Raw genomic sequence first — 19944 nt, 5'->3', positions numbered from 1 at the left:
TTCCACCTCGTTTAGATTTTTATCTAACATTAATTTGTTTTCTCAATAAAGATCGCGAAATTATTAACCACAGTAAAGCGATCCATATAAAACCGATACCCCAGCCTGCAATCACATCTGTAGGGAAATGTGCTCCAAGATAAACTCTTGAAAACCCCATACTCAAGCACCATAAACAGGCAAGAGCATTGATTAACTTAGCATGTGCACGTTTATAAAATATAAATATGACTAAACTTGCCAGTACAGCTGCATAAAGACTATGCGCACTTGGGAAAGAAGCACCATAGGTGTTAACCATTTGATATATAGTATCGGGTCTAGGCCGATCTACTAAATATTTTAATGACCAACCTAGTACTACACTTCCTGAAATGCCTAAGCAAATAAACAGAATGTTCGCAATTTTTTTTTGCCAAAAAAGATATAAACACCAACTACCACATATAAGTAATGTGGCAGGTAATCCTCCGATATAAGATAAACTTACACTAAAATCATTCAAAAAAGATGAACGATGTAAACTTATCCATTCAACAGCAAAATTATCAAAGTGTTGGATATAAGGAGTATGCAAGCCAATACTGCTGAAAATTAATCCAATACAGCCGATAAATAGGAGTAAATAAGGCATTAAACCACCTTGATTATATTCATTGCTTTGACTGAGAATAATTGATGCCCCGAAGTGTACTTGTCAGTACACTTTTTTTCAAGTCAGTATAAATAGCTAATTTATACTAATTTCATTTTCAAAAACCTGTAAGAAATTGCACAAAAAATAACAAAAATCTAATGATTTAATTTTTATTGTGTCGAATTTTCATCTTCAATTTTTAATGGTTGTTGAGGCGGCCAAAAGAAATCGAGTGGTCGTGTCACGAAGTGTGTTAAGACCAATTTTGCTAGAGGTTTCCATTGTTCAAAACGGACTCGTCTTGCTCTTAAAGCTACAATAATGGTGAGGGTGAAACTGACAAAAAGGTTAGTAAGACCAATGAGCATGACGCCTAAAAAGGACACGATGATTAAGCCTATATCGGGTGCACCATTAATGCTTATTAAACCTTGTATAAAGTTTGCTGATGCAAAAGCAATATGGCGGATATCCAGTGGTAAACCTAAAATAAAACCAATGGTTCCCATACTGCCGAGCATCATTCCAAATAAGAAGTTACCTGCCAATGCACCCAGGTTCCGCTCGATATAGTCTGCAAATGAATTTAACCGAGGTTGCCCCATCATTCGTTTGAGTTTTGGATGGGCCTTTAAGCGTGGGCCTACTTTGCGATAAACTGCCATATTGTCAAAATAACCAGCAATTAAACCAGATAAAAATAAGCAGACCCCAGCAATTGCTGCATGAAAAATGGCTAAAGAGCTGAAAGGATTTAGACTATGTAACAGTGCTGTTGCTTTGGTATGTGTGAGTAAAGGCTCAAACATGACCGCTTGCCAAAGGTAGGTAATGAGTGCAGCTGTTGGAATGGCAATTGAAATATTGCCTAAAATCGCAATAAATTGTGTTCGAATAATATTAATAATTAACCCAGCAAGCTCAGCAATTTGAGCAGTTTTAGAGCCTTTTTGATGTTGAACAGTAGAGGCTAAAGCTGCGGCTGTCATTGCTGGTTGCTTGGTGGCCACGGTAAAATGCAACACATGGATGAGCATAAATCCCAAGGAATAATTCATGCTATAAATGAAAGCTTGCATTAATGGCGCCAGAATTAATCGACTGGCCAGTATTTTTAAAGTCGCCATGATGGCAATAATCACGCCTGCACCAGCCGCCGCGAAATACATGCCAAGAAATCCTTGTTTATCGGTACTTACATAGTGTTCACCCGTTTTACTAGCATTTTCGGTGACTTGTAAGGCAATCAGTTCGCTATTGGCTTTGAGTAATTCACGCACACTCGTTTCACTGTAGTGAGCATCCACGACGTCTTTTAATAATGTTGCAAAGGACTGATAGCGAATTTGAGGATCTTTAATGACGATATTTAAAAGTAGCTCAATACGATCTAAACATTGCTCAAGTAATGCCAATAAGTAGGTCAAACTTAAACTGACACCAATACGTTTGATTGCACGTCTAACTTTGAAAACAATATCACGACATTGTTCAATCATGACCAAAGCTTGGTCTGCATTGGGTGGTGCAATGACATGCATATTGTCACGATTTTGGGCTATTTTTTTGTAGGATTCGATGAATTCTATAATTTCACGATTTTGGACTAAAAATGGCGACTCATATTCGGTCAACTCAGGTTGAGCATTAATGAATTCAGGATATAGACCAATACCACTAATTCGGTAAGATAAAACGGTAATTGCTTTGATGATTTCACGTTGAATATCTAACTTTTCATGCTGAAAGCTATGACCCAGATCTAATAGTTGAAAAAGCTGAATCCATAAATTTTCATCAATTTGATCTAACCATTCTATATCCGTTTTTAAGCAAAAGACTTTAGCAACTAAATAGCCAAGATCAGATTCATCTTTGAGTAAAGGTAGAAAATGCGCACCTAAACGTTGCCCAAGTTGATTCCAAAACCCATCTAAAGACAAAATGCCACTGTCAGCATATAAATTGGCTTGTTTATAGTGATTAATTAGTTTGAGTAAATAGCCTTGAAAATTGGACGCGGCATTGGGTGAAATTAATAAAGCTTGAATGAGTGATTTAAATTTTTTATTGGATTCATCTGAATTGTTAATGTCTTCTGGTCGTATACGCTTTACCAGTTCAATGAGGATGTTTTCATCAGGAACCGCTTGAGGTATTTCAAGCTGTTCCTGCATGTTCTGGAAGAGATCATTAAAAATTATATGCATAGGCAAAAAAGTAACTTCAATTTATTGAATTCGATGTAAGGCAAGTTGTGCCAAATTATGTAGTGCTTGACGATAGTCACTTTCAGGTAATTGTTGTAAAGCGTTAAGAGCCGATGTGGTTTCTTCATGGGCACGTTGGCGACAATAATCTAGTGCACCAGAACTATTGACGATTTCAATAACACGATCTAAGTCTGCGATACCGCCAGTTGCGATACTTTTACGGACGATGGCGTGTTCTTCACCCGTTGTATTCTGTAAGGCAGAGATGAGTGGCAAGGTTGGTTTACCTTCCATTAAATCATCACCAATATTTTTACCTAATGTTTCCGCATCTGAGGTGTAATCTAAAATATCATCGATAATTTGGAACGCATTACCAAAATGGCCAGCGAATAAACGTAATGGTTCACGGTATTCATGTTTACCTGCCAGAATCGCAGCACCTTCTGTTGCTAATTCAAATAAGCGTGACGTTTTTCCATGAATAATACTTAAATAAGTGGCTTCATCTGTATCAGGTTGATGTTGCGCTTGCAGTTGTAAAACTTCACCTTCTGCAATTTCACAAGTCCCTGTGGAAAAGTCTTTAAGTAAGACCATATTGTTTAAATCGACCAACAAATCGAAAGCACGAGAAATTAAGAAGTCACCGACAAGCACAGCAGTTTGATTATTCCATGTGGCATTTGCAGTCGGACGACCACGACGTAAGCCCGACTCATCGACCACATCATCATGCACCAGCGTTGCAGTGTGCAACATTTCAATAATCGCAGCCAACTTTTGAGCATTGACTAAATTGGGTTCTTCGCAAATATGCGCTGCCAATAAGCACATGATGGGACGCATACGCTTTCCACCTGCTTCAACCACATGCTTACTGACCGACATTACAAGGGCAACTTTCGAGCTAATGCCTTCATTAATAAGCTTGTCCATCGCAGCAAAGTCAGTGGCAACAGGGGCGAGAATATCTTGCTTAAAATCGATGGTCATGTGAAAGGAGTCCTCTTGCAAATGTATTCAATTTGATGAGTAGTGTAACAATTAATATCAAGTCATGTAATTTATACAAACAGATACGTTTACGAATCTTAATGATTTGTATTGAATTTATCCAAAAATGAGTGCAGCGTCATTCTTTTGCACTACATAGTAGCCGATTTGTTTTAAAAATCTATTTCAATTTTTATAAAAATTGATGAGAAACAGATATCAAATTTTGTAAAATAGCATTCAGCTATAAATATTTGACCTAGATGTTAATAAATAGCCAAAATTACTTGTTGTTTAATTAATTATCACTTAAAATCTTTGCCCTTATATAACTCCCAGTGGCGTTCGTATTAAGATCGATATATTCCAGTATCGGCACGACGACACGGGCTAGTTTGGAGTACATTATGTACGCAGTAATCCAAAGCGGTGGTAAACAGCACCGTGTTGTTGAGGGTGAAACCCTTAAAGTAGAATTGTTGAAAGCTGAAACAGGCGCAACTATTACGTTTGATGACGTATTAATGCTTGTAAACGGTGAAAGCATTCAAATTGGTGCTCCAGTTGTTGCTGGTGCTACAGTAACTGCTGAAGTAGTTAGCCATGGTCGTCACGACAAAATTCGTATTGTTAAAATGCGTCGTCGTAAGCACTATCGTAAACAACAAGGTCACCGTCAATGGTTCACTGAGTTGAAAATTACAGCTATTTCAGGCTAATTACGAGGAGTAAATAGACATGGCAACTAAAAAAGCCGGTGGATCGACACGAAATGGTCGTGACTCAAACCCTAAAATGTTAGGTGTTAAAATGTACGGTGGTCAATCTGTGACTGCTGGTAACATCATCGTTCGTCAACGTGGTACAGAATTCCACGCTGGTGCAAACGTAGGTATGGGCCGTGACCATACTTTATTTGCTACTGCTGATGGCGTGATCAAATTCGAAGTGAAAGGTCAGTTTGGCCGTCGCTACGTAAAAGTTGAAACTGCATAAGTTTTAATTTTTTTAAAAAAAAACCCGCATTTTTTGCGGGTTTTTTATTGAGAAAAATAGGTATTCAAGGTGGAAATGTCTTCATCATGATGGATGAATTTCTACAATTGACAGCAATAAAAATACAAAACTTCTTATATTCTCAATTATTAGCAATTAAATTTGGTTTAAGATGAGACATTAAATAAATTGCACTTGAGCAAATAGATAAAAGGTGAACCTATGAATATGCTTCGTAAAACGATGGCTGCTGTCGCAATGAGTGCAGTAATGCTTGCACCTGTAATGAGCACTAATGTTTTTGCGGCAACTGCTGCATCGGAGCAACAAGCAACAGCAAACCTTGTTAAACAGTTAGGTGGTATTAAAAGTCTAACGGCAAATTTTGAACAAACGACTCAGGTGACGAGTGGTGGTAAAGCTCCACAAAAGAAAGGTTTATCTGCTCAGCATATGAATCAAACTTTTAAAGGTGTGATGAAAGTTGCACGCCCAGGTAAGTTTTATTGGGAAATAGCATCTCCAGCAAAACAAACCATTATTACCACAGGTCAAACCGTTTGGATTTATGATCCAGATCTACAGCAAGCAGTCCGCCAAAGCTTAGATGACCAAGTAGCCAACACACCTGCTTTATTATTAAGTGGTAATACTTCGCAAATTATGCAGGCATATCGTATTACTCAACCGAATGCGACCAAGACCTATTATACTTTGTATCCTAAGCAGAAAGATGGTGCTTTCCAAAGTCTAACGATTAGCTTTGGTGCTCAAAATACGCCAAATTTAATGGTGCTCCAAGATTCGCTGGGTCAAACGACTACTGTGAAATTTAATAATGTGAAAGTTAATTCAGCGATTCCTGCAAGCATTTTTAATTTTGTGCCGCCTAAAGGTACCGATATTATTGATCAGTAAAATATTGCACTATGCTGATATTTTTAAAGCAACCTTCGGGTTGCTTTTTTTATGTTTAAGTCAATCAAAAACCATTAATCTAAAAAAACAAAATGTATCTTTTATGTCGAGATAAACTTTATGAGGATATAAATTAATACAAGAATAATAGGTTGGATTTAATGGCTGCTGAAAATAATAATCACTTCAAAAATAATGAAAATAGATTAATCACGGACTATCCACGAATGACCCCGCTGAAATCAAAACTTAACCTGTTTCGACAAAGTATCATGCAAAAAGGGATGCATTGGTTACACAGAAAGCCTCAACATCAGGGAAGTAATCCCTATTTAGAGGGTGTTTTTGCACCTGTCACTGAAGTCGAGCAGTTTGATTTAAATGTTTATGGTGAAATTCCACCACAGCTCAATGGAATGTTGCTTAGAATTGGACCAAATCCGATACATGTGGGAAATCCATCGCTTTATCATTGGTTTGTTGGTGATGGAATGTTGCATGTTTTACGTATTGAAAATGGACGAGCGATCAGTTTTAAAAGCTGTTTCATTGAAACGGATGTGGTACAGCACACTAAGCAACTGCCTCTAAAAAATGGCTTTCGCCGTGGATCAAATGGTGTGGTGAATACCAATGTGGTTTTTCATGCCAATAAGATTTGGGCATTAATTGAAGCGGGTACTTTTCCTGCGCGTTTAGACTTAGATTTAAATACGGAAACACATCAATTTTTTAATACAGATGCAGATTTACCTTTTACTGCGCATCCGCATAAAGACAATCAAACAGGGTATTTACATGCGATTTGTTATGATGCATTAGATCTTCGGCATGCTTATTATGAGGTTTTAGATCAAGATGGATATTTAATTCATTTTGTAAAAATTCCTGTAAAGCATGGTCCAATGATTCATGACTGCGCCATCACAGCAACGGATATTTTAATTTTTGATTTGCCAGTCACTTTTTCTGTAGCGCAGCTCTTGAAAGGAAGTAGTCTACCTTATTGTTGGAATGATCAACATCAAGCTCGAATTGGAGTGTTGCCTAAATTTGGTCAAGCGAATGAAATTCAGTGGATTGATATCACGCCATGCTTTGTTTTTCATGCTGCTAATGCTTATCGAAATGAGAAAAACCAGATTGTTGTTGATCTTGTGGTACATCAACACATGTTCAAGCAGTCTCAGCAAGGCCCATTTGAACAGCAAAAAGCACAATTAGAACGCTGGGTTATTGATTTAAAAGCACTTTCAATTCAACGTAACGTTATTGATGCTCAAGCACAAGAATTCCCTCGAATTGATGAGCGTTATACCGGTGAGATGCATCGCTATATTTACACAGTGAGTTTTGATGAAAAGAAAATGACAGCAGCAAATCAATTGCGTTGTCATGATGTCTTAGAGCAACGCTTAACCACGTATTCTTTTGGAGAAGAGTGGATGACAGGTGAGGTTATTTTTATTCCTGAATCCAAGCTGAGCTTGGAAGGTGTGGGGTACTTAATGTCCTATGTACATCATCTTGATGCTTTACCCAGTAAGGTTGTCATTTTGAAAGTGCATGGTACCGAGATGCAATTACACGCTGAAATTGAGTTGGGTGTGCGTGTTCCATTGGGGTTTCATGGGAATTGGGTGGATTTTCCTCAATAAGGTCAGGATTTAGCCTTAAATTTTGAATTTATTTACTCAAGATACATTTTTAAATTTCATTGAGTTACAGAGCTTTGTATAGTGCATGGGCTAGGTAAGGGTAATAAGGTTTGAAAATAAAATGACACAACATGTAATGAAACCATGGTTTTGGGCAGTTCCGATATCTGTCGCTGTAGTTTTAATGGCTGGCTGTCAGGAGAAGCCTGCACCGCAGGTCAAGACGGTTACCGAAGAAAAACAAAATACAATTCCATTAATTCAAGCCAAAGTGACTCGTGTTGAACTTTCCAAAAAGCAATACTGTGATGAGGATGGCTGTACACAGTATGATTTGCAAACGATTCAAACCGGTGTCCCGTGGATTGACAGTTATTTTTTAAATCGCATTAAAAAAGATGTTCCAGATGCTTTTGCGGTTGATGCAAAAGCACGCACAGAAGTAGATACCCAGAAAGGCTTGAATCAAAATACAATTTATGTGCAATTCATTGCACAACATTATAATTTAGCGACCTTTGCAATTCAGTCTTATATTTATAGTGCAGGTGCTGCGCATGGTATGTCGCATCAAGAATTTGTGACATTCGATTTGACTACGCATAAACGTTTAGCATTAACTGATATTTTAAAACCGAATGTTGAAGCGAAAGTAGCCGATGTGCTCTATGAAGCCAACATGAATTGGTTGCAACAGCACAATATTGAACGTGCTAAATTGCAATTGAGTGATAACTATTACTTTGGGGTTAACGGTATAGTCTTTGTTTATCCATTGTATGAACTTGCTTCTTATGCAGAAGGCATGTCTGAGTTGACGCTTCCTTATGTTATGGCGAAAGACTTGGTTAAAACCGAGTATTTACCAAGTTTGCCAGAATATAGTAATCCGTAATTTTTAAACCTCAAACTTAAAAATTGTCGTCTTATTATTCGAAACATAACCTGTGAATTGCTCTTTCACTGTATTTTTAAGTGCTAAGAGCTTACACTATCGTCAGTTTTTTTCTTTCTTAAAGATTGGCTATGATTGACCCAAAATTACTCAGAAATAATATTGAGGCTGTAAATTTAGCCTTAGCAAAACGTGGTGTGCAACTTGATGTAAACGAGTGGGCATCTCTAGAAGCTCACCGTAAAGATATTCAGTCCAAAACTGAAGCTTTACAAGCGGAACGTAATTCGGGTGCTAAGCAAGTAGGCCAAATTAAAAAATCTGGTGGCGATGCTTCAGAAATCATGGCACGTATGGGTGCGATTGGTGATGAAATAAAAGCTGCTGAGGCTGCATTGCATGAACTGCAAGCAGAGATTGAAGCAAAATCTTTATCTATTCCCAATTTGCCGCATGAATCTGTACCAGAAGGTAAAGATGAAAGTGATAACGTTGAAATCTTAACATGGGGTACACCACGTCAATTTGATTTTGATGTTAAAGATCATACCGACCTTGGTGAAATGATGGGTGGTCTTGAGTTTGAGACTGCAACTAAATTGACGGGTACACGTTTTAGCGTACTTAAAGGCCCATTGGCGCGTTTACAACGTGCTTTGACTCAATTCATGTTGGATACACACACACTTAAAAATGGTTATACCGAAGCGTATGTACCTTATTTAGTCAATGCAGATTCTTTGCGTGGTACGGGGCAGTTGCCTAAATTTGAAGAAGATTTATTCAAAATTCAGGGCGAAAAAGAATATTATTTAATTCCGACTGCTGAAGTTCCAGTGACCAATTTTGTGCGCAATGAAATTATTGATGCAGATCGCTTACCGTTGAAGTATGCAGCGCACACACCTTGTTTCCGTAGCGAAGCTGGTTCTTATGGTCGTGATACTCGTGGTTTAATTCGTCAACATCAGTTCGACAAAGTTGAAATGGTGCAAATTGTTAAACCTGAAACATCAATGCAAGCACTTGAAGATTTAACAGGGCATGCCGAAGGTATTTTACAGGCACTCGGTTTACCGTATCGTAAAATCATCTTATGTGGTGGTGATATGGGCTTTGGTGCAATCAAAACTTACGATTTAGAAGTTTGGGTGCCGAGCCAAAATACCTATCGTGAAATTTCAAGCTGTTCATGCATGGGTGATTTCCAAGCACGCCGTATGTTGGCACGCTACCGTGTAGACCAAAAGAAAACAGAGCTAGTGCATACTTTAAATGGTTCTGGTTTGGCTGTGGGGCGTACTTTGTTGGCAGTGATGGAAAACTATCAACGTGCAGATGGCTCAATTGAAATTCCTGAAGTACTTCGTCCATATATGGGTGGTGCAACTTTTATTGATTAATTTATGAATTAATGAATAAATTAATGTGCAGCACAATTTTGTGCATGAAAATTGCTTAAGACAATCAGATCTAAAATATTGAGGTAGTTTGTGGATATTTTTCCAATCTCTTTAAAGTTGCAACAGCAACCTTGTCTGATTGTTGGTGGTGGGCGTATTGCTTATCGTAAGGCAATACTTTTGGCGAAAGCAGGGGCAATCATTGATGTGGTTGCACCTGAAATTGAAAATTCTTTACTTGAGATTGTAATTGCCAGTCAAGGGCAATATGTTCAAGTACCTTTTAGCCCAGATATTCGACTCCGCAATTATCGTTTGGTGATTGCAGCAACCAATGACAAAGCGACCAATATCCAAGTTTTCGAAGCCTGTGAAGCTGAAAATGTATTGGTGAATAGTGTGGACGATCCACCACATTGTCGTTTTATGGTACCCGCGATTGTTGATCGTTCTCCTTTAGTGGTTTCTATAGCAACCAATGGTACATCGCCAGTTTTATCCCGCCAGATTCGGACTCAACTTGAAGCAACTATTCCACATGGTATGGGCAAACTGGCTGAGTTTTCAGGTAAATGGCGTGCTGCGGTTAAAGAAAAAATTATAAACCCCGATGAACGCCGTATTTTTTGGGAGGATTTGTATGCGAGTCCACTCAAAGAACAAGTATTTAATGACAAAATTTCTGTTGCAGATGAGTTGATTGAGCAAGCTTTGCAACAATGGAAAACACCGAAAGGTGAGGTTTGTTTAGTTGGTGCAGGGCCAGGTGATCCTGAGCTACTGACACTGAAAGCATTACGTTTGATGCAACAAGCCGATGTGGTGATCTATGATCGTTTGGTGTCGCAACCCATTTTAGATTTATGCCGCCGTGATGCTGAAAAAATTTATGTGGGGAAAGCACGTTCTAATCATGCTGTGCCACAAGAAGGTATTAATGCACTTTTGGTTAAATATGCCGAACAAGGCAAACGTGTGTGTCGCTTAAAAGGCGGTGATCCATTTATTTTTGGGCGGGGTGGTGAAGAAATCCAAGAATTATTCGCCTCGGGTATTGGCTTTCAAGTTGTGCCGGGAATTACTGCTGCTTCAGGCTGTTCCGCTTATGCTGGTATTCCTCTCACGCACCGCGATTATGCACAAAGTGTACGGTTTCTTACTGGTCATTTAAAAGAAGGTTCACCTGAGTTGCCGTGGCATGAATTGGTCTATGCAAATCAAACTTTGGTGTTGTATATGGGCTTGGTTGGATTAGAGAAAATTTGCCAACAATTGATTGCACATGGGCAACGTCCAGATATGCCAGTAGCATTAATCTCTAAAGGCACGACACCTGAGCAAAAAGTGGTGGTGGGGACTTTGGCTGATATTGCATCTAAAGTTTCAGAACATCAAATTCAAGCACCGACATTGACCATTATTGGTGAGGTCGTGAGCTTACGTGAACAATTACAGTGGCAGGGCTAAATTCAAGCCCAGTTGCATTGAAAGAGTAGAGAAATCTTGTGATTCATGTTGTTTTATACGAACCCGAAATTCCTGCAAATACTGGGAATATCATCCGTTTATGCGCGAATACAGGAGCTCAGTTGCATTTGGTCAAGCCATTAGGTTTTGAACTGGATGATAAAAGGCTTAGACGTGCAGGATTGGATTATCATGAGTGGGCGCATATGAAAGTGTGGGAAAACTTTGCTGATTGTTTGGCTTTCTTAAAAGAGCATGGCATTGAAAATGATGCGATTTATCCGTTAACAACTAAAGGTTCTGAAACGCCACATACTTCAAATTTAAACCGTCCAGTGGCATTGTTGATGGGGCCTGAAACACGTGGTCTTCCTGAAAGTGTCCGTATGATGTTCCCAGAAAAACATTGGATTTGTTTGCCTATGGCAGCGAATTCACGCAGTTTGAACTTATCCAATGCGACAGCTGTGATTTTGTATGAAGCATGGCGTCAACAAGGTTTCGCTGAATTAAAATAACCCAATTTAGTCATTTAAATATGCTCTGAGGAGAGCATTTTTATGTGTATATGAAAATTTATATTGCATAAAAAAGGCGCATTAAGCGCCTTTTTTTGAATTGAATAATTAGAAATTATTCGTGTTCATTATGCTGTGGTGCAGGGTAACGGAAACCTTTGGTTTTATAACCAAGATATAAAATACCGAACATTGCCCACCATAAACCATATTTCAATGAGGTTGCTTCAATTTCAAGCCATAAAGCAAAGATACTAAAGAAGCCTAATAATGGAATAACCACATAATTGATAATGTCTTTGACATTTTTAGTGCGGCCATCACGTAAAGCATATCGTGAAATCACAGATAAGTTTACAAACGTGAAAGCAGTTAAAGCACCAAAACTAATCAGTGAAATTACCATGTCCAGATTCATGAAACCAGCAGTTAAGGCTACAGCACCTACAATTAAAATATTGTAGGATGGCGTAAAGCTTTTTGGACTAATATGACCAAAAATCTTTTTATTAATCACACCATCACGGCCCATCACATACATTAGACGAGATACGCCTGCATGTGCTGAAATACCCGATGCCATCACCGTAATAATCGCAAAGCCTAAGACAACAGATTGGAATAAGCTACCACCAATCAATAGAATTTCAGGCTGAGTTGCGGCAATATCTTTAAAGTACGTTTTAGGGTCACCAGGATAGTACAACTGCATAATGTAGGTACTAATGATAAAGATCACCCCAGCAAATAAAGCCGTCATAAAGATTGCGCGTGGTAATGTGCGTTCAGTATCTTTGGTTTCTTCAGCTAGAGAACTGAGTGAGTCAAAGCCAGTGAAAGAGAAGCACAGTAGCGTTGCACCAGTAATCAGTGCACCCACTTGTGTGAGCTCGTTCCAGAAAGGTGTAAGACTCCATAAATGGGCGCGTTGCTCAGCACTCATTACGCCATCTGCATTCATCCCTGCATTTAATTTCGTATATAAAAGATACGTAAATGCAGCAATCACAATCAGCTGGAATAAAACAATGAGGCTGTTAAAGTTGGCAACGAAACGCACGCCACGTAAGTTAACTGCGGTCATCACTGCAGTTAATGTGAAAACCCAGATCCAGTGATTAACGTCAGGGAAGAGTGCTTCCAAGTAGATAATTGCCAGAATGATATTCACCATTGGCGAGAGTAGATAGTCTAGCCAAGAAGACCATCCGACCATAAAGCCAACATTGGGATGAATCGATTTTTGGGCATAGGTATACGCTGAACCCGCAGAAGGGTAACGTTTAATCATATGCCCATAACTGATCGACGTCAGTAAGATTGCGGCTAGCGCAAAAATATATGAGGTAGGAACGTGAAAATGACTTTTTTCTGATACTAAACCAAAAGTATCAAATAAGGTCATGGGTTGAATATAAGCTAAACCGATAATAATGATGTGCCAGAAACCTAGCGTTTTTTGCAGTTTAGCTGCCGGTTGAGTCCCAGTGTTAATAGTCAACGGCGTTATCCTCTTAATCGTTGATCAAGGATCAGTCATGTTTATAAGGACCGTTTGAGACGAAACGATCCCCCCTACGAATAAAACAAAAGTGCGCCAATCTACTCTAAATGATATCTTTTGTCAGTAACTTTGTGATTTTTTAGCAAAAAAAAGATGCTTTTTTATACAAAAAGCTAAAGGCTTTATTTCTAATTAGAGAAAAGCCTGATGTTTATAAAAATCATCAGGCTTAGTTTAATTATAACGCGGCTTATTTTTGAATCATTACCAAGCTTTTTCTAAGATATTTCTCAAATCTTTGAATGTTGCTTCTTTCGGATTATAAATAATCGAGCCATCATTCAGTGCCTTTTCAGCCACATCATCTAATTGCTCTTTGCTCACTTTGCCAGTTTCACTTAATGTACGTGGAAGTTTAGTCCGTGCATAGAGATGGTCACGCATGGTGTTTAACATGGCAATGGTTTTGTCTGCACGTAGATTAGCTGGTGTTTGTGCATAAATATCCGCACCTGCTAACGGAAGTAACAGATCGGCAATTTTGTCACCATTGATTTCTTTGTTGTATTCCAGCACATAAGGAAGGAATAAGTTCATACATAAACCATGCGGTAAATGCGCAACAGCACCTAATGCGTGTCCTAACGAATGAACGATACCGACCATGGAGTTGGAGAATGCAATGCCAGCCATGGTTGATGCTTGAGCCAACTCTAAACGTGCTTGAGCATCGTTTGGATTATCTAAGACATTGAACATGTTATTGCTGATTTTTTTAATCGCAGCAGTTGCATAAGCATCCGAAATTGGATTTGCCGCCATGCATGTATATGCCTCAATCGCATGTGTCATGGCATCCATGGCTGTCATTGCGGTTAAGTGTGGTGGCAAGGTTTGCGTCATGCGCGGATCTAAAATCGCGGCGTGTGGCATCAAATAATTTGAAGCAAATGCCATTTTTACATGTTTTTGGTTGTCAGAAACCACAGCAACCATCGTCACTTCGGAGCCAGTTCCAGATGTGGTTGGAATCACGAAAAATGGTTTTAAAGGATTTGGTAGGTTGTGTGCACCTGAATATTTGGTCAGGTCATCACCGCCTTCAGTGACTAAAATATTGGTCGCTTTAGACGTATCAATGACTGAGCCACCACCGACAGCAATAATGGCATCACATCCATTTTCGCGGTAAGCTTTTGCAGCAGCTTGTACAGTTTCCAAACTAGAGTCTGGTGGAACATCATCAAAAATAAAGCCAATTTCAACATCAGTCGGCTCAAAAGCCGCTTCAATGGGTGCTAAAAGGTGATTGCTACGCACACCTTTGTCTGTAATGATCATTGGGCGTTTAGAGCCTAATGCTGCAAGTTCGTAAGGAATATGTTCTAACGCGGCATGACCAGCGATCACTTTGACAGGACAAAAGAACTCGTAATATGGTTTAGCCATGTGTTATACACTCCCTTTTAAATAAGATTGCGCAACTTTTAAGTAAATATTTGCTGCGCCAGTCAATTTTTCTTTTAACGTTAATTCGCTTGGGTATTCTTTCACTGCGAGTTCTGCGACAAGTTTGGGTAAGATTAAAGCTTCCATTTTATTTAAGCAGCGGACTAAACGAATGGCGTAACTTAAATCACCGTCAGCAATCATACGGTCATTCGCAAATGCTTGCGCAGTACTTTCTTGAAATGAAAAAACTAAAAAAGCATGATGTAAATGTTTAAAGGTAATGGTTAGATCAGGCTTACCTTCTAAAGATTTAAGGAGTTCTAAATCTTGCTGTGGCGTCACTTTAGCAATAAATGCAATGTCATTTTGAAAGACATCCATAGATAAAGTAAATCCAACAGGAAATTTAGACACTTCATGTCTAATTTCATCATCGACCTGACTCGCCATCACCAAGCCTCGACCAATCACATCCATCATGAGTTTGATGTAGGCTTGTTCTAAAGCGGGTTTTACTGATTTGGTTGAAATCACTCGCTTATCCCTTTGATAAAAAATTCTATTTATGTTTTAGAGTAATTACTCTAATTTATTCTCGGATAAAAATAAAGCCATTTATAATGGAATGACTTCAAGGTCACTAAAGTAACCGCTATTGTTCATATATTCAATCACATCCATACATAACTGTGCATAGTTGGGATAATTTTGTAAAAGATCACAAATGCGGATCATTTCTAAACCAGCGTAGCCGCAAGGATTAATCGTATTAAATCCAGTTAAATCACAATCAATATTTAATGCTAAGCCATGATAACTACGACCTTTACGAATTTTAAAACCCAAAGAGCCGATTTTACGATCATTGACATAGACCCCTGGTGCATCGGCTTTTGCGTAGGCTTCTATATTAGATTTTTTTAATAAGTTGATCATTAAATTTTCAGCAAAGGAAACGAGTGTGCGGACATTCCATTTGAGCCGATTAAGATCAAACATAAAATAAATCACCATTTGCCCTGGGCCATGCCAAGTGACTTGACCGCCACGATCAGATTGAACGATCGGAATATCACTGGGTATGAGAATGTGCTCAGGTTTGCCAGCCTGTCCTTGGGTTAAAACATTGGGGTGCTGCAAAATCCAGAGTTGGTCTGGCGAATGTTCATCACGTTGCTCGGTGTAGCTTTTCATTTCTTGAAAGCGTTCAGCATAGGGAGTGAGTTCCGAATACTGGCGCACAACTAAAGAGGGTTTTAGAACAGCATTATTCACGTGATATGCGTCCTTGAATACAAAAGAATGTATCAATTATAAATAAATAGAACGGCAATAGGGAGGACTTGTCAGGTTATATCTTGGTATTTCAAATCAATTTACTAAAATGAGTTTGTATAATTAATATTCATTATGAAGGTCTATCTATTTTGATCGTTAAAATAAAATTCATAATGATGTTTGCGTTTTTAGAGGATCATAACTACTGTTTTATGGTAAGAAGCTATGATGTGAAAACAGGAGGAGTGATTTTTAATTATTGAATAAACTGTTATTTTATAGGTTGTTATGAATAAAGATTCGCAAGATTAAGAAGATATCTAGAGCTGAGTTGTAGTTTAAGTTAAGTTGTAAATATTAAAAATAAAAAACACGCATTAAGGCGTGTTTTTTATTTTTAAGACTTAGAGTGCTGTTTTAATTAATGGGCAAGCTGCTAGATCTGCATACAGTGCGTGAACCTGTTCAAGTTCTACAAAAGTAATTTGTGCAGTTAGCGAATGATATTTCCCAGTCCGTGATGGTTGTACTTTAATACTTGTACCATCAAAATCAGGGAAGTGCTTTACCATAATTTCTACTACAGCAACATGTAAATCTTCGTGGGCTTCCCCAATTAATTTAATTGGATAATCCATAGGAAAAACCCAAAGATCTTCTCGAAGCTCACGTGATGGTGTACGGTCTAATAGAGTCATGGTCACCTCTTTTATATTAATTACGCCCGCATAATTGCAGGCGTTGTGTTATTTCATAATAATATAAATGGGGATGCTTGACGGTTTTTCAAGCTCCCATTTATATCGCGTAAAATTAGTCGTTTTCTAGGAATGAACGTAAATGTTCAGAACGAGAAGGGTGACGAAGTTTACGTAATGCTTTAGCTTCAATCTGACGAATACGTTCACGTGTTACATCAAATTGTTTACCCACTTCTTCTAAAGTGTGATCGGTTGGCATATCAATACCAAAACGCATTTTTAAGACTTTGGCTTCACGTTCAGTCAAGTTTTCAAGCACTTCACGCGTTGCTTCTTTTAATCCTTCTGAAGTCGCTGCATCAATTGGAGAGGTGATATTACCGTCTTCAATAAAGTCACCAAGATGCGAATCTTCATCATCACCAATCGGTGTTTCCATCGAAATCGGTTCTTTGGCAATTTTAAGCACTTTACGTACTTTAACTTCGTCCATTTCCAGACGTTCACCTAATTCTTCAGGTGTTGGCTCACGGCCCATTTCTTGAAGAAGTTGACGAGATACACGGTTGATTTTGTTAATTGTTTCAATCATGTGGACTGGAATACGAATGGTACGTGCTTGATCGGCAATAGAACGTGTAATCGCCTGACGAATCCACCAAGTTGCATAGGTCGAAAATTTATAACCACGACGGTATTCAAACTTATCTACGGCTTTCATCAAACCGATGTTACCTTCTTGAATCAAGTCAAGGAATTGCAAACCACGGTTAGTGTATTTTTTCGCGATCGAAATCACCAAACGTAAGTTGGCTTCAACCATTTCTTTCTTCGCGCGACGTGCTTTGGCTTCGCCAATTGCCATACGTTTAGAAATATCTTTAATGTCTTTAACGCTTAAGCCTAATTCTTTTTCGAGGTCAGCAATCTTTTGTTGGAATGCAAGAACATCTGGACGTACTTTTTCCAAATAACCTTTTTGGTCAGCAGGTGCTTTCGCAATTTGTTCATCTAACCAAGCTGGATTGGATTCTTGACCAGGGAAAGAAGTACGGAATTGCGTGCGATCCATACGACCACGACGAACGGCATAACGCATCACTTCACGTTCAGAAGTACGAATTTGTTCATGCGTGCCACGGATCATTTCTGAAATGATGTCAAATAAACGAGGCGTAAATTTAAACATCATAAATACAGTGGCAAGTGCTTCCATTGCTTCTTTAGCATCAGCCGTATCGCGTCCACCTTTAGCAATGATCGCTTTCGCATTGTTCCAAACATTTTTTAATTCGTCGAAACGTGCTTTTGCAATTTCAGGATCTGGACCAGACTCGCCTTCAGAATCATCGTCATCGCTTTCAGCTTCTTCTTCTTCGTCATCATCGAGTTTTACATCTTTGGCTGGTTTTTTAGATGAATCTTCTTCAACTTCATCTAATTCTTCAGACACATCTTCTAAGACTTCTGGAATTGGTTCATCAGACTCAGGGTCTAAGTAACCAGACAGGAGATCTGCTAAACGACGTTCGCCGACTTCATAATCATTATATTCTTGTAATACAACTTCAACTGCATTTGGCCAATAAGCGATTGAATGAAGAACGTCACGAATACCTTCTTCAATACGTTTCGCAATATTAATTTCGCCTTCACGAGTCAAAAGCTCAACTGTACCCATTTCGCGCATATACATACGAACAGGGTCAGTGGTACGTCCAGGTTCACTTTCTACAGAGGCAAGTACGGCTGCAGCTTCTTCTTCTGCAACTTCATCCGCAGCTTCATTATTACCTTCGAACATCGTATCATCAGATTCAGGCGCACGTTCGTGCACAGGAATGCCCACATCTTGAAGCATTTGAATAATGTCTTCAATTTGCTCACTTTCTGTGATTGAGTCTGGTAGATGATCGTTAACCTCAGCGTAGGTTAAGTAACCTTGTTCTTTGCCTCGGCTAATCAGAGCCGCTACTTGCGAAGTAGGGGAATGCTTATCGCTCATCTTTGCTCTCTTCTCGTTGAATCTGTGACAGTGAAAAACCGTGCATGATAGCACAATTCGCTAAAATAGTATCTGAGTTGGTAGCTCAAATCTGTTTGAAAAATCTTTAAAGTTTAATAGCTACTGTGATCAAGATTGGGGCGTGAAAATTATTTTCAAGCCAGATTGCTATTTTTTACAAATGTATTATAAATTGTGTAATTATTGGCTTAATCATGACATAAAAATGGCGTTGAATAGAAGTCTGATCTTGATTTTATATGTAAAAATTAAATAAATATTGACAATATTTTAAAATTAAGATAAATAGCGCCTAGACCCATTCACATTTTTTCACATTGAGGTAGTTTTAGTGTCTTCTACAGATTTTGAACTAGATGATAACTACGGTGATGATGATGTTAGTTTTGAAGAGTCACCTAGCAAAATAAGCGCCAAAGAGTCTTTGGAAAAGCGCCGTTTGATAGATGATTTACTTGAACAACGCCGTTTAGATCGTGAACTGAAAGATTTTGAGTATGATCTGGATGATGATGATGATTTTGATGATAAAGACGAATAAATTCAGATTGGGTATAGCCTGTGAAAATGCTATGCTACTCCCTAATTCAGATATGTTGGAATCGAAATGAGTGCTTTAGATTTGGACCTGTTGAGTGAGTATCTAGATGGTGACCAAAATGAGCATGGTCTAGATTTTGCTGCAACTCATGGTTTTTTATGCGCAACTGCAGTAGGCCCAGCTTTTGATCAATGGTTAGACGAGCTTTTTGATAAAAATCAAAATAAAGTTCCGAAGGAAATCATTGAGCAAATTAAGGCATGGTTAGAAGCAATTCGTCAGAACTTAGCCAATGAAGAAGGAATTGAGTTTCCTTTTGAGATTGAAGAAGCTGAGGTAGAGTCAAGTTTAGGTGATTGGAGTGTTGGCTTTGTTGACGCAATGTTCCTTAACGAAGAAGCTTGGTTCACACCTGAACATGAAGAACAATTGGTTGATTTATCTTTACCAATGATGGTGTTTAGTGGTGTAGATGATGAAGATCCACAAATGGAATCTTTCCGTCGTAATGGCCAGTTGATGGATGAAATTGCAGAAGAAATTCCTGCAAACTTAAATGAAATTTATTTGATGTATCACACACCAAAATAATCATCGAGTTTCTTTAAAAACACCTCAATTGAGGTGTTTTTTTATGGAATTGGAATTTTTTAATAGGGTTTTGAGTGTGCTTGAAAGTGTATTAAGACTTGGGATTCAATCATTGTTAAGAAAGTAGTGTAAACAGAATATACTTCATAT

General features: G+C 38.5%; 19 protein-coding genes. 10 read left to right on the top strand and 9 right to left on the bottom strand.

All coding sequences use genetic code 11. The annotated features are described in order from the left end of the window. Window positions 1–19: 19 nt before the first annotated feature. The 3 genes from B9T28_RS05875 to sdsA all read right to left on the bottom strand — a co-directional run bounded on the left by B9T28_RS05875 (window position 20) and on the right by sdsA (window position 3846). Complete coding sequence (locus B9T28_RS05875; protein ID WP_143222596.1) at window positions 20–634, bottom strand: phosphatase PAP2 family protein; 615 nt, start codon at window positions 632–634, stop codon at window positions 20–22. 173 nt (window positions 635–807) lie between these two features. Further along, on the bottom strand, window positions 808–2847 hold the full coding sequence (locus B9T28_RS05870) for a site-specific recombinase (RefSeq protein ID WP_213032968.1): 2040 nt from the start codon (window positions 2845–2847) through the stop codon (window positions 808–810). A gap of 21 nt (window positions 2848–2868) precedes the next feature. Next, entirely contained in the window at window positions 2869–3846 is a 978-nt protein-coding gene (sdsA, locus tag B9T28_RS05865; RefSeq protein WP_086202996.1) for an All-trans-nonaprenyl-diphosphate synthase, read from the bottom strand. Between the two features lie 407 nt (window positions 3847–4253). Between sdsA and rplU the strand changes: the two genes are divergently transcribed. The 8 genes from rplU (at window position 4254) to B9T28_RS05825 (ending at window position 11701) form a co-directional block, all read left to right on the top strand. Further along, a complete protein-coding gene (gene rplU / locus B9T28_RS05860) occupies window positions 4254–4565 on the top strand; it encodes a 50S ribosomal protein L21 (RefSeq protein WP_004651211.1) in 312 nt (103 codons plus the stop codon). A gap of 19 nt (window positions 4566–4584) precedes the next feature. Beyond that, on the top strand, window positions 4585–4842 hold the full coding sequence (gene rpmA / locus B9T28_RS05855; protein ID WP_086202995.1) for a 50S ribosomal protein L27: 258 nt from the start codon (window positions 4585–4587) through the stop codon (window positions 4840–4842). Between the two features lie 222 nt (window positions 4843–5064). After that, window positions 5065–5760: an outer membrane lipoprotein periplasmic chaperone LolA gene (gene lolA, locus B9T28_RS05850; RefSeq protein ID WP_086202994.1), complete on the top strand. Its 696-nt coding sequence runs from the start codon at window positions 5065–5067 to the stop codon at window positions 5758–5760. 161 nt (window positions 5761–5921) lie between these two features. Then, window positions 5922–7418, top strand: a complete 1497-nt coding sequence (locus tag B9T28_RS05845; protein ID WP_252053500.1) for a carotenoid oxygenase family protein — start codon at window positions 5922–5924, stop codon at window positions 7416–7418. A 121-nt stretch (window positions 7419–7539) separates the two neighbouring features. Continuing rightward, window positions 7540–8313 (top strand): RsiV family protein, encoded by a 774-nt coding sequence (locus B9T28_RS05840; RefSeq protein ID WP_086202993.1) that lies wholly within the window; start codon window positions 7540–7542, stop codon window positions 8311–8313. Window positions 8314–8444: 131 nt separating this feature from the next. Further along, entirely contained in the window at window positions 8445–9716 is a 1272-nt protein-coding gene (gene serS / locus B9T28_RS05835; RefSeq protein WP_086202992.1) for a serine--tRNA ligase, read from the top strand. A gap of 90 nt (window positions 9717–9806) precedes the next feature. Next, window positions 9807–11183 carry a siroheme synthase CysG gene (gene cysG, locus B9T28_RS05830; RefSeq protein ID WP_086202991.1) on the top strand — a complete coding sequence of 459 codons (1377 nt, stop codon included), beginning with the start codon at window positions 9807–9809 and terminating at the stop codon, window positions 11181–11183. A gap of 38 nt (window positions 11184–11221) precedes the next feature. Further along, window positions 11222–11701 (top strand): tRNA (cytidine(34)-2'-O)-methyltransferase, encoded by a 480-nt coding sequence (locus B9T28_RS05825; RefSeq protein WP_086202990.1) that lies wholly within the window; start codon window positions 11222–11224, stop codon window positions 11699–11701. 115 nt (window positions 11702–11816) lie between these two features. Here the strand turns inward: B9T28_RS05825 and B9T28_RS05820 are convergent, their stop codons facing one another. The 6 genes from B9T28_RS05820 to rpoD all read right to left on the bottom strand — a co-directional run bounded on the left by B9T28_RS05820 (window position 11817) and on the right by rpoD (window position 18695). Next, a complete protein-coding gene (locus B9T28_RS05820; protein ID WP_086202989.1) occupies window positions 11817–13202 on the bottom strand; it encodes an APC family permease in 1386 nt (461 codons plus the stop codon). A 267-nt stretch (window positions 13203–13469) separates the two neighbouring features. Then, a complete protein-coding gene (locus B9T28_RS05815; RefSeq protein ID WP_086202988.1) occupies window positions 13470–14654 on the bottom strand; it encodes an iron-containing alcohol dehydrogenase in 1185 nt (394 codons plus the stop codon). A gap of 3 nt (window positions 14655–14657) precedes the next feature. Further along, the gene (locus tag B9T28_RS05810; protein WP_086202987.1) at window positions 14658–15191 is read right to left on the bottom strand and encodes a hypothetical protein; all 534 of its coding nucleotides are present in this window, start codon (window positions 15189–15191) and stop codon (window positions 14658–14660) included. 81 nt (window positions 15192–15272) lie between these two features. Next, window positions 15273–15932: a lipoyl(octanoyl) transferase LipB gene (gene lipB / locus B9T28_RS05805; protein WP_086202986.1), complete on the bottom strand. Its 660-nt coding sequence runs from the start codon at window positions 15930–15932 to the stop codon at window positions 15273–15275. 407 nt (window positions 15933–16339) lie between these two features. Beyond that, a complete protein-coding gene (locus B9T28_RS05800) occupies window positions 16340–16633 on the bottom strand; it encodes a YbeD family protein (RefSeq protein ID WP_086202985.1) in 294 nt (97 codons plus the stop codon). Window positions 16634–16748: 115 nt separating this feature from the next. After that, the gene (gene rpoD / locus B9T28_RS05795) at window positions 16749–18695 is read right to left on the bottom strand and encodes an RNA polymerase sigma factor RpoD (protein WP_350308294.1); all 1947 of its coding nucleotides are present in this window, start codon (window positions 18693–18695) and stop codon (window positions 16749–16751) included. Window positions 18696–18993: 298 nt separating this feature from the next. On the opposite strand from rpoD, the gene B9T28_RS05790 reads away from it, so the two are divergent. After that, window positions 18994–19203, top strand: coding sequence for a PA3496 family putative envelope integrity protein (locus B9T28_RS05790; protein ID WP_086202983.1), 210 nt, complete (start codon window positions 18994–18996; stop codon window positions 19201–19203). 66 nt (window positions 19204–19269) lie between these two features. Further along, entirely contained in the window at window positions 19270–19794 is a 525-nt protein-coding gene (locus B9T28_RS05785) for a YecA/YgfB family protein (protein ID WP_086202982.1), read from the top strand. Window positions 19795–19944: the final 150 nt, after the last annotated feature.

The sequence above is a fragment of the Acinetobacter silvestris genome, assembly GCF_002135235.1.
In the GTDB taxonomy this organism is placed as follows: Bacteria; Pseudomonadota; Gammaproteobacteria; order Pseudomonadales; family Moraxellaceae; genus Acinetobacter; species Acinetobacter silvestris.
Note: the sequence above shows the minus strand (reverse complement) of the source record. Positions and strands in the feature narration are given on the sequence as shown.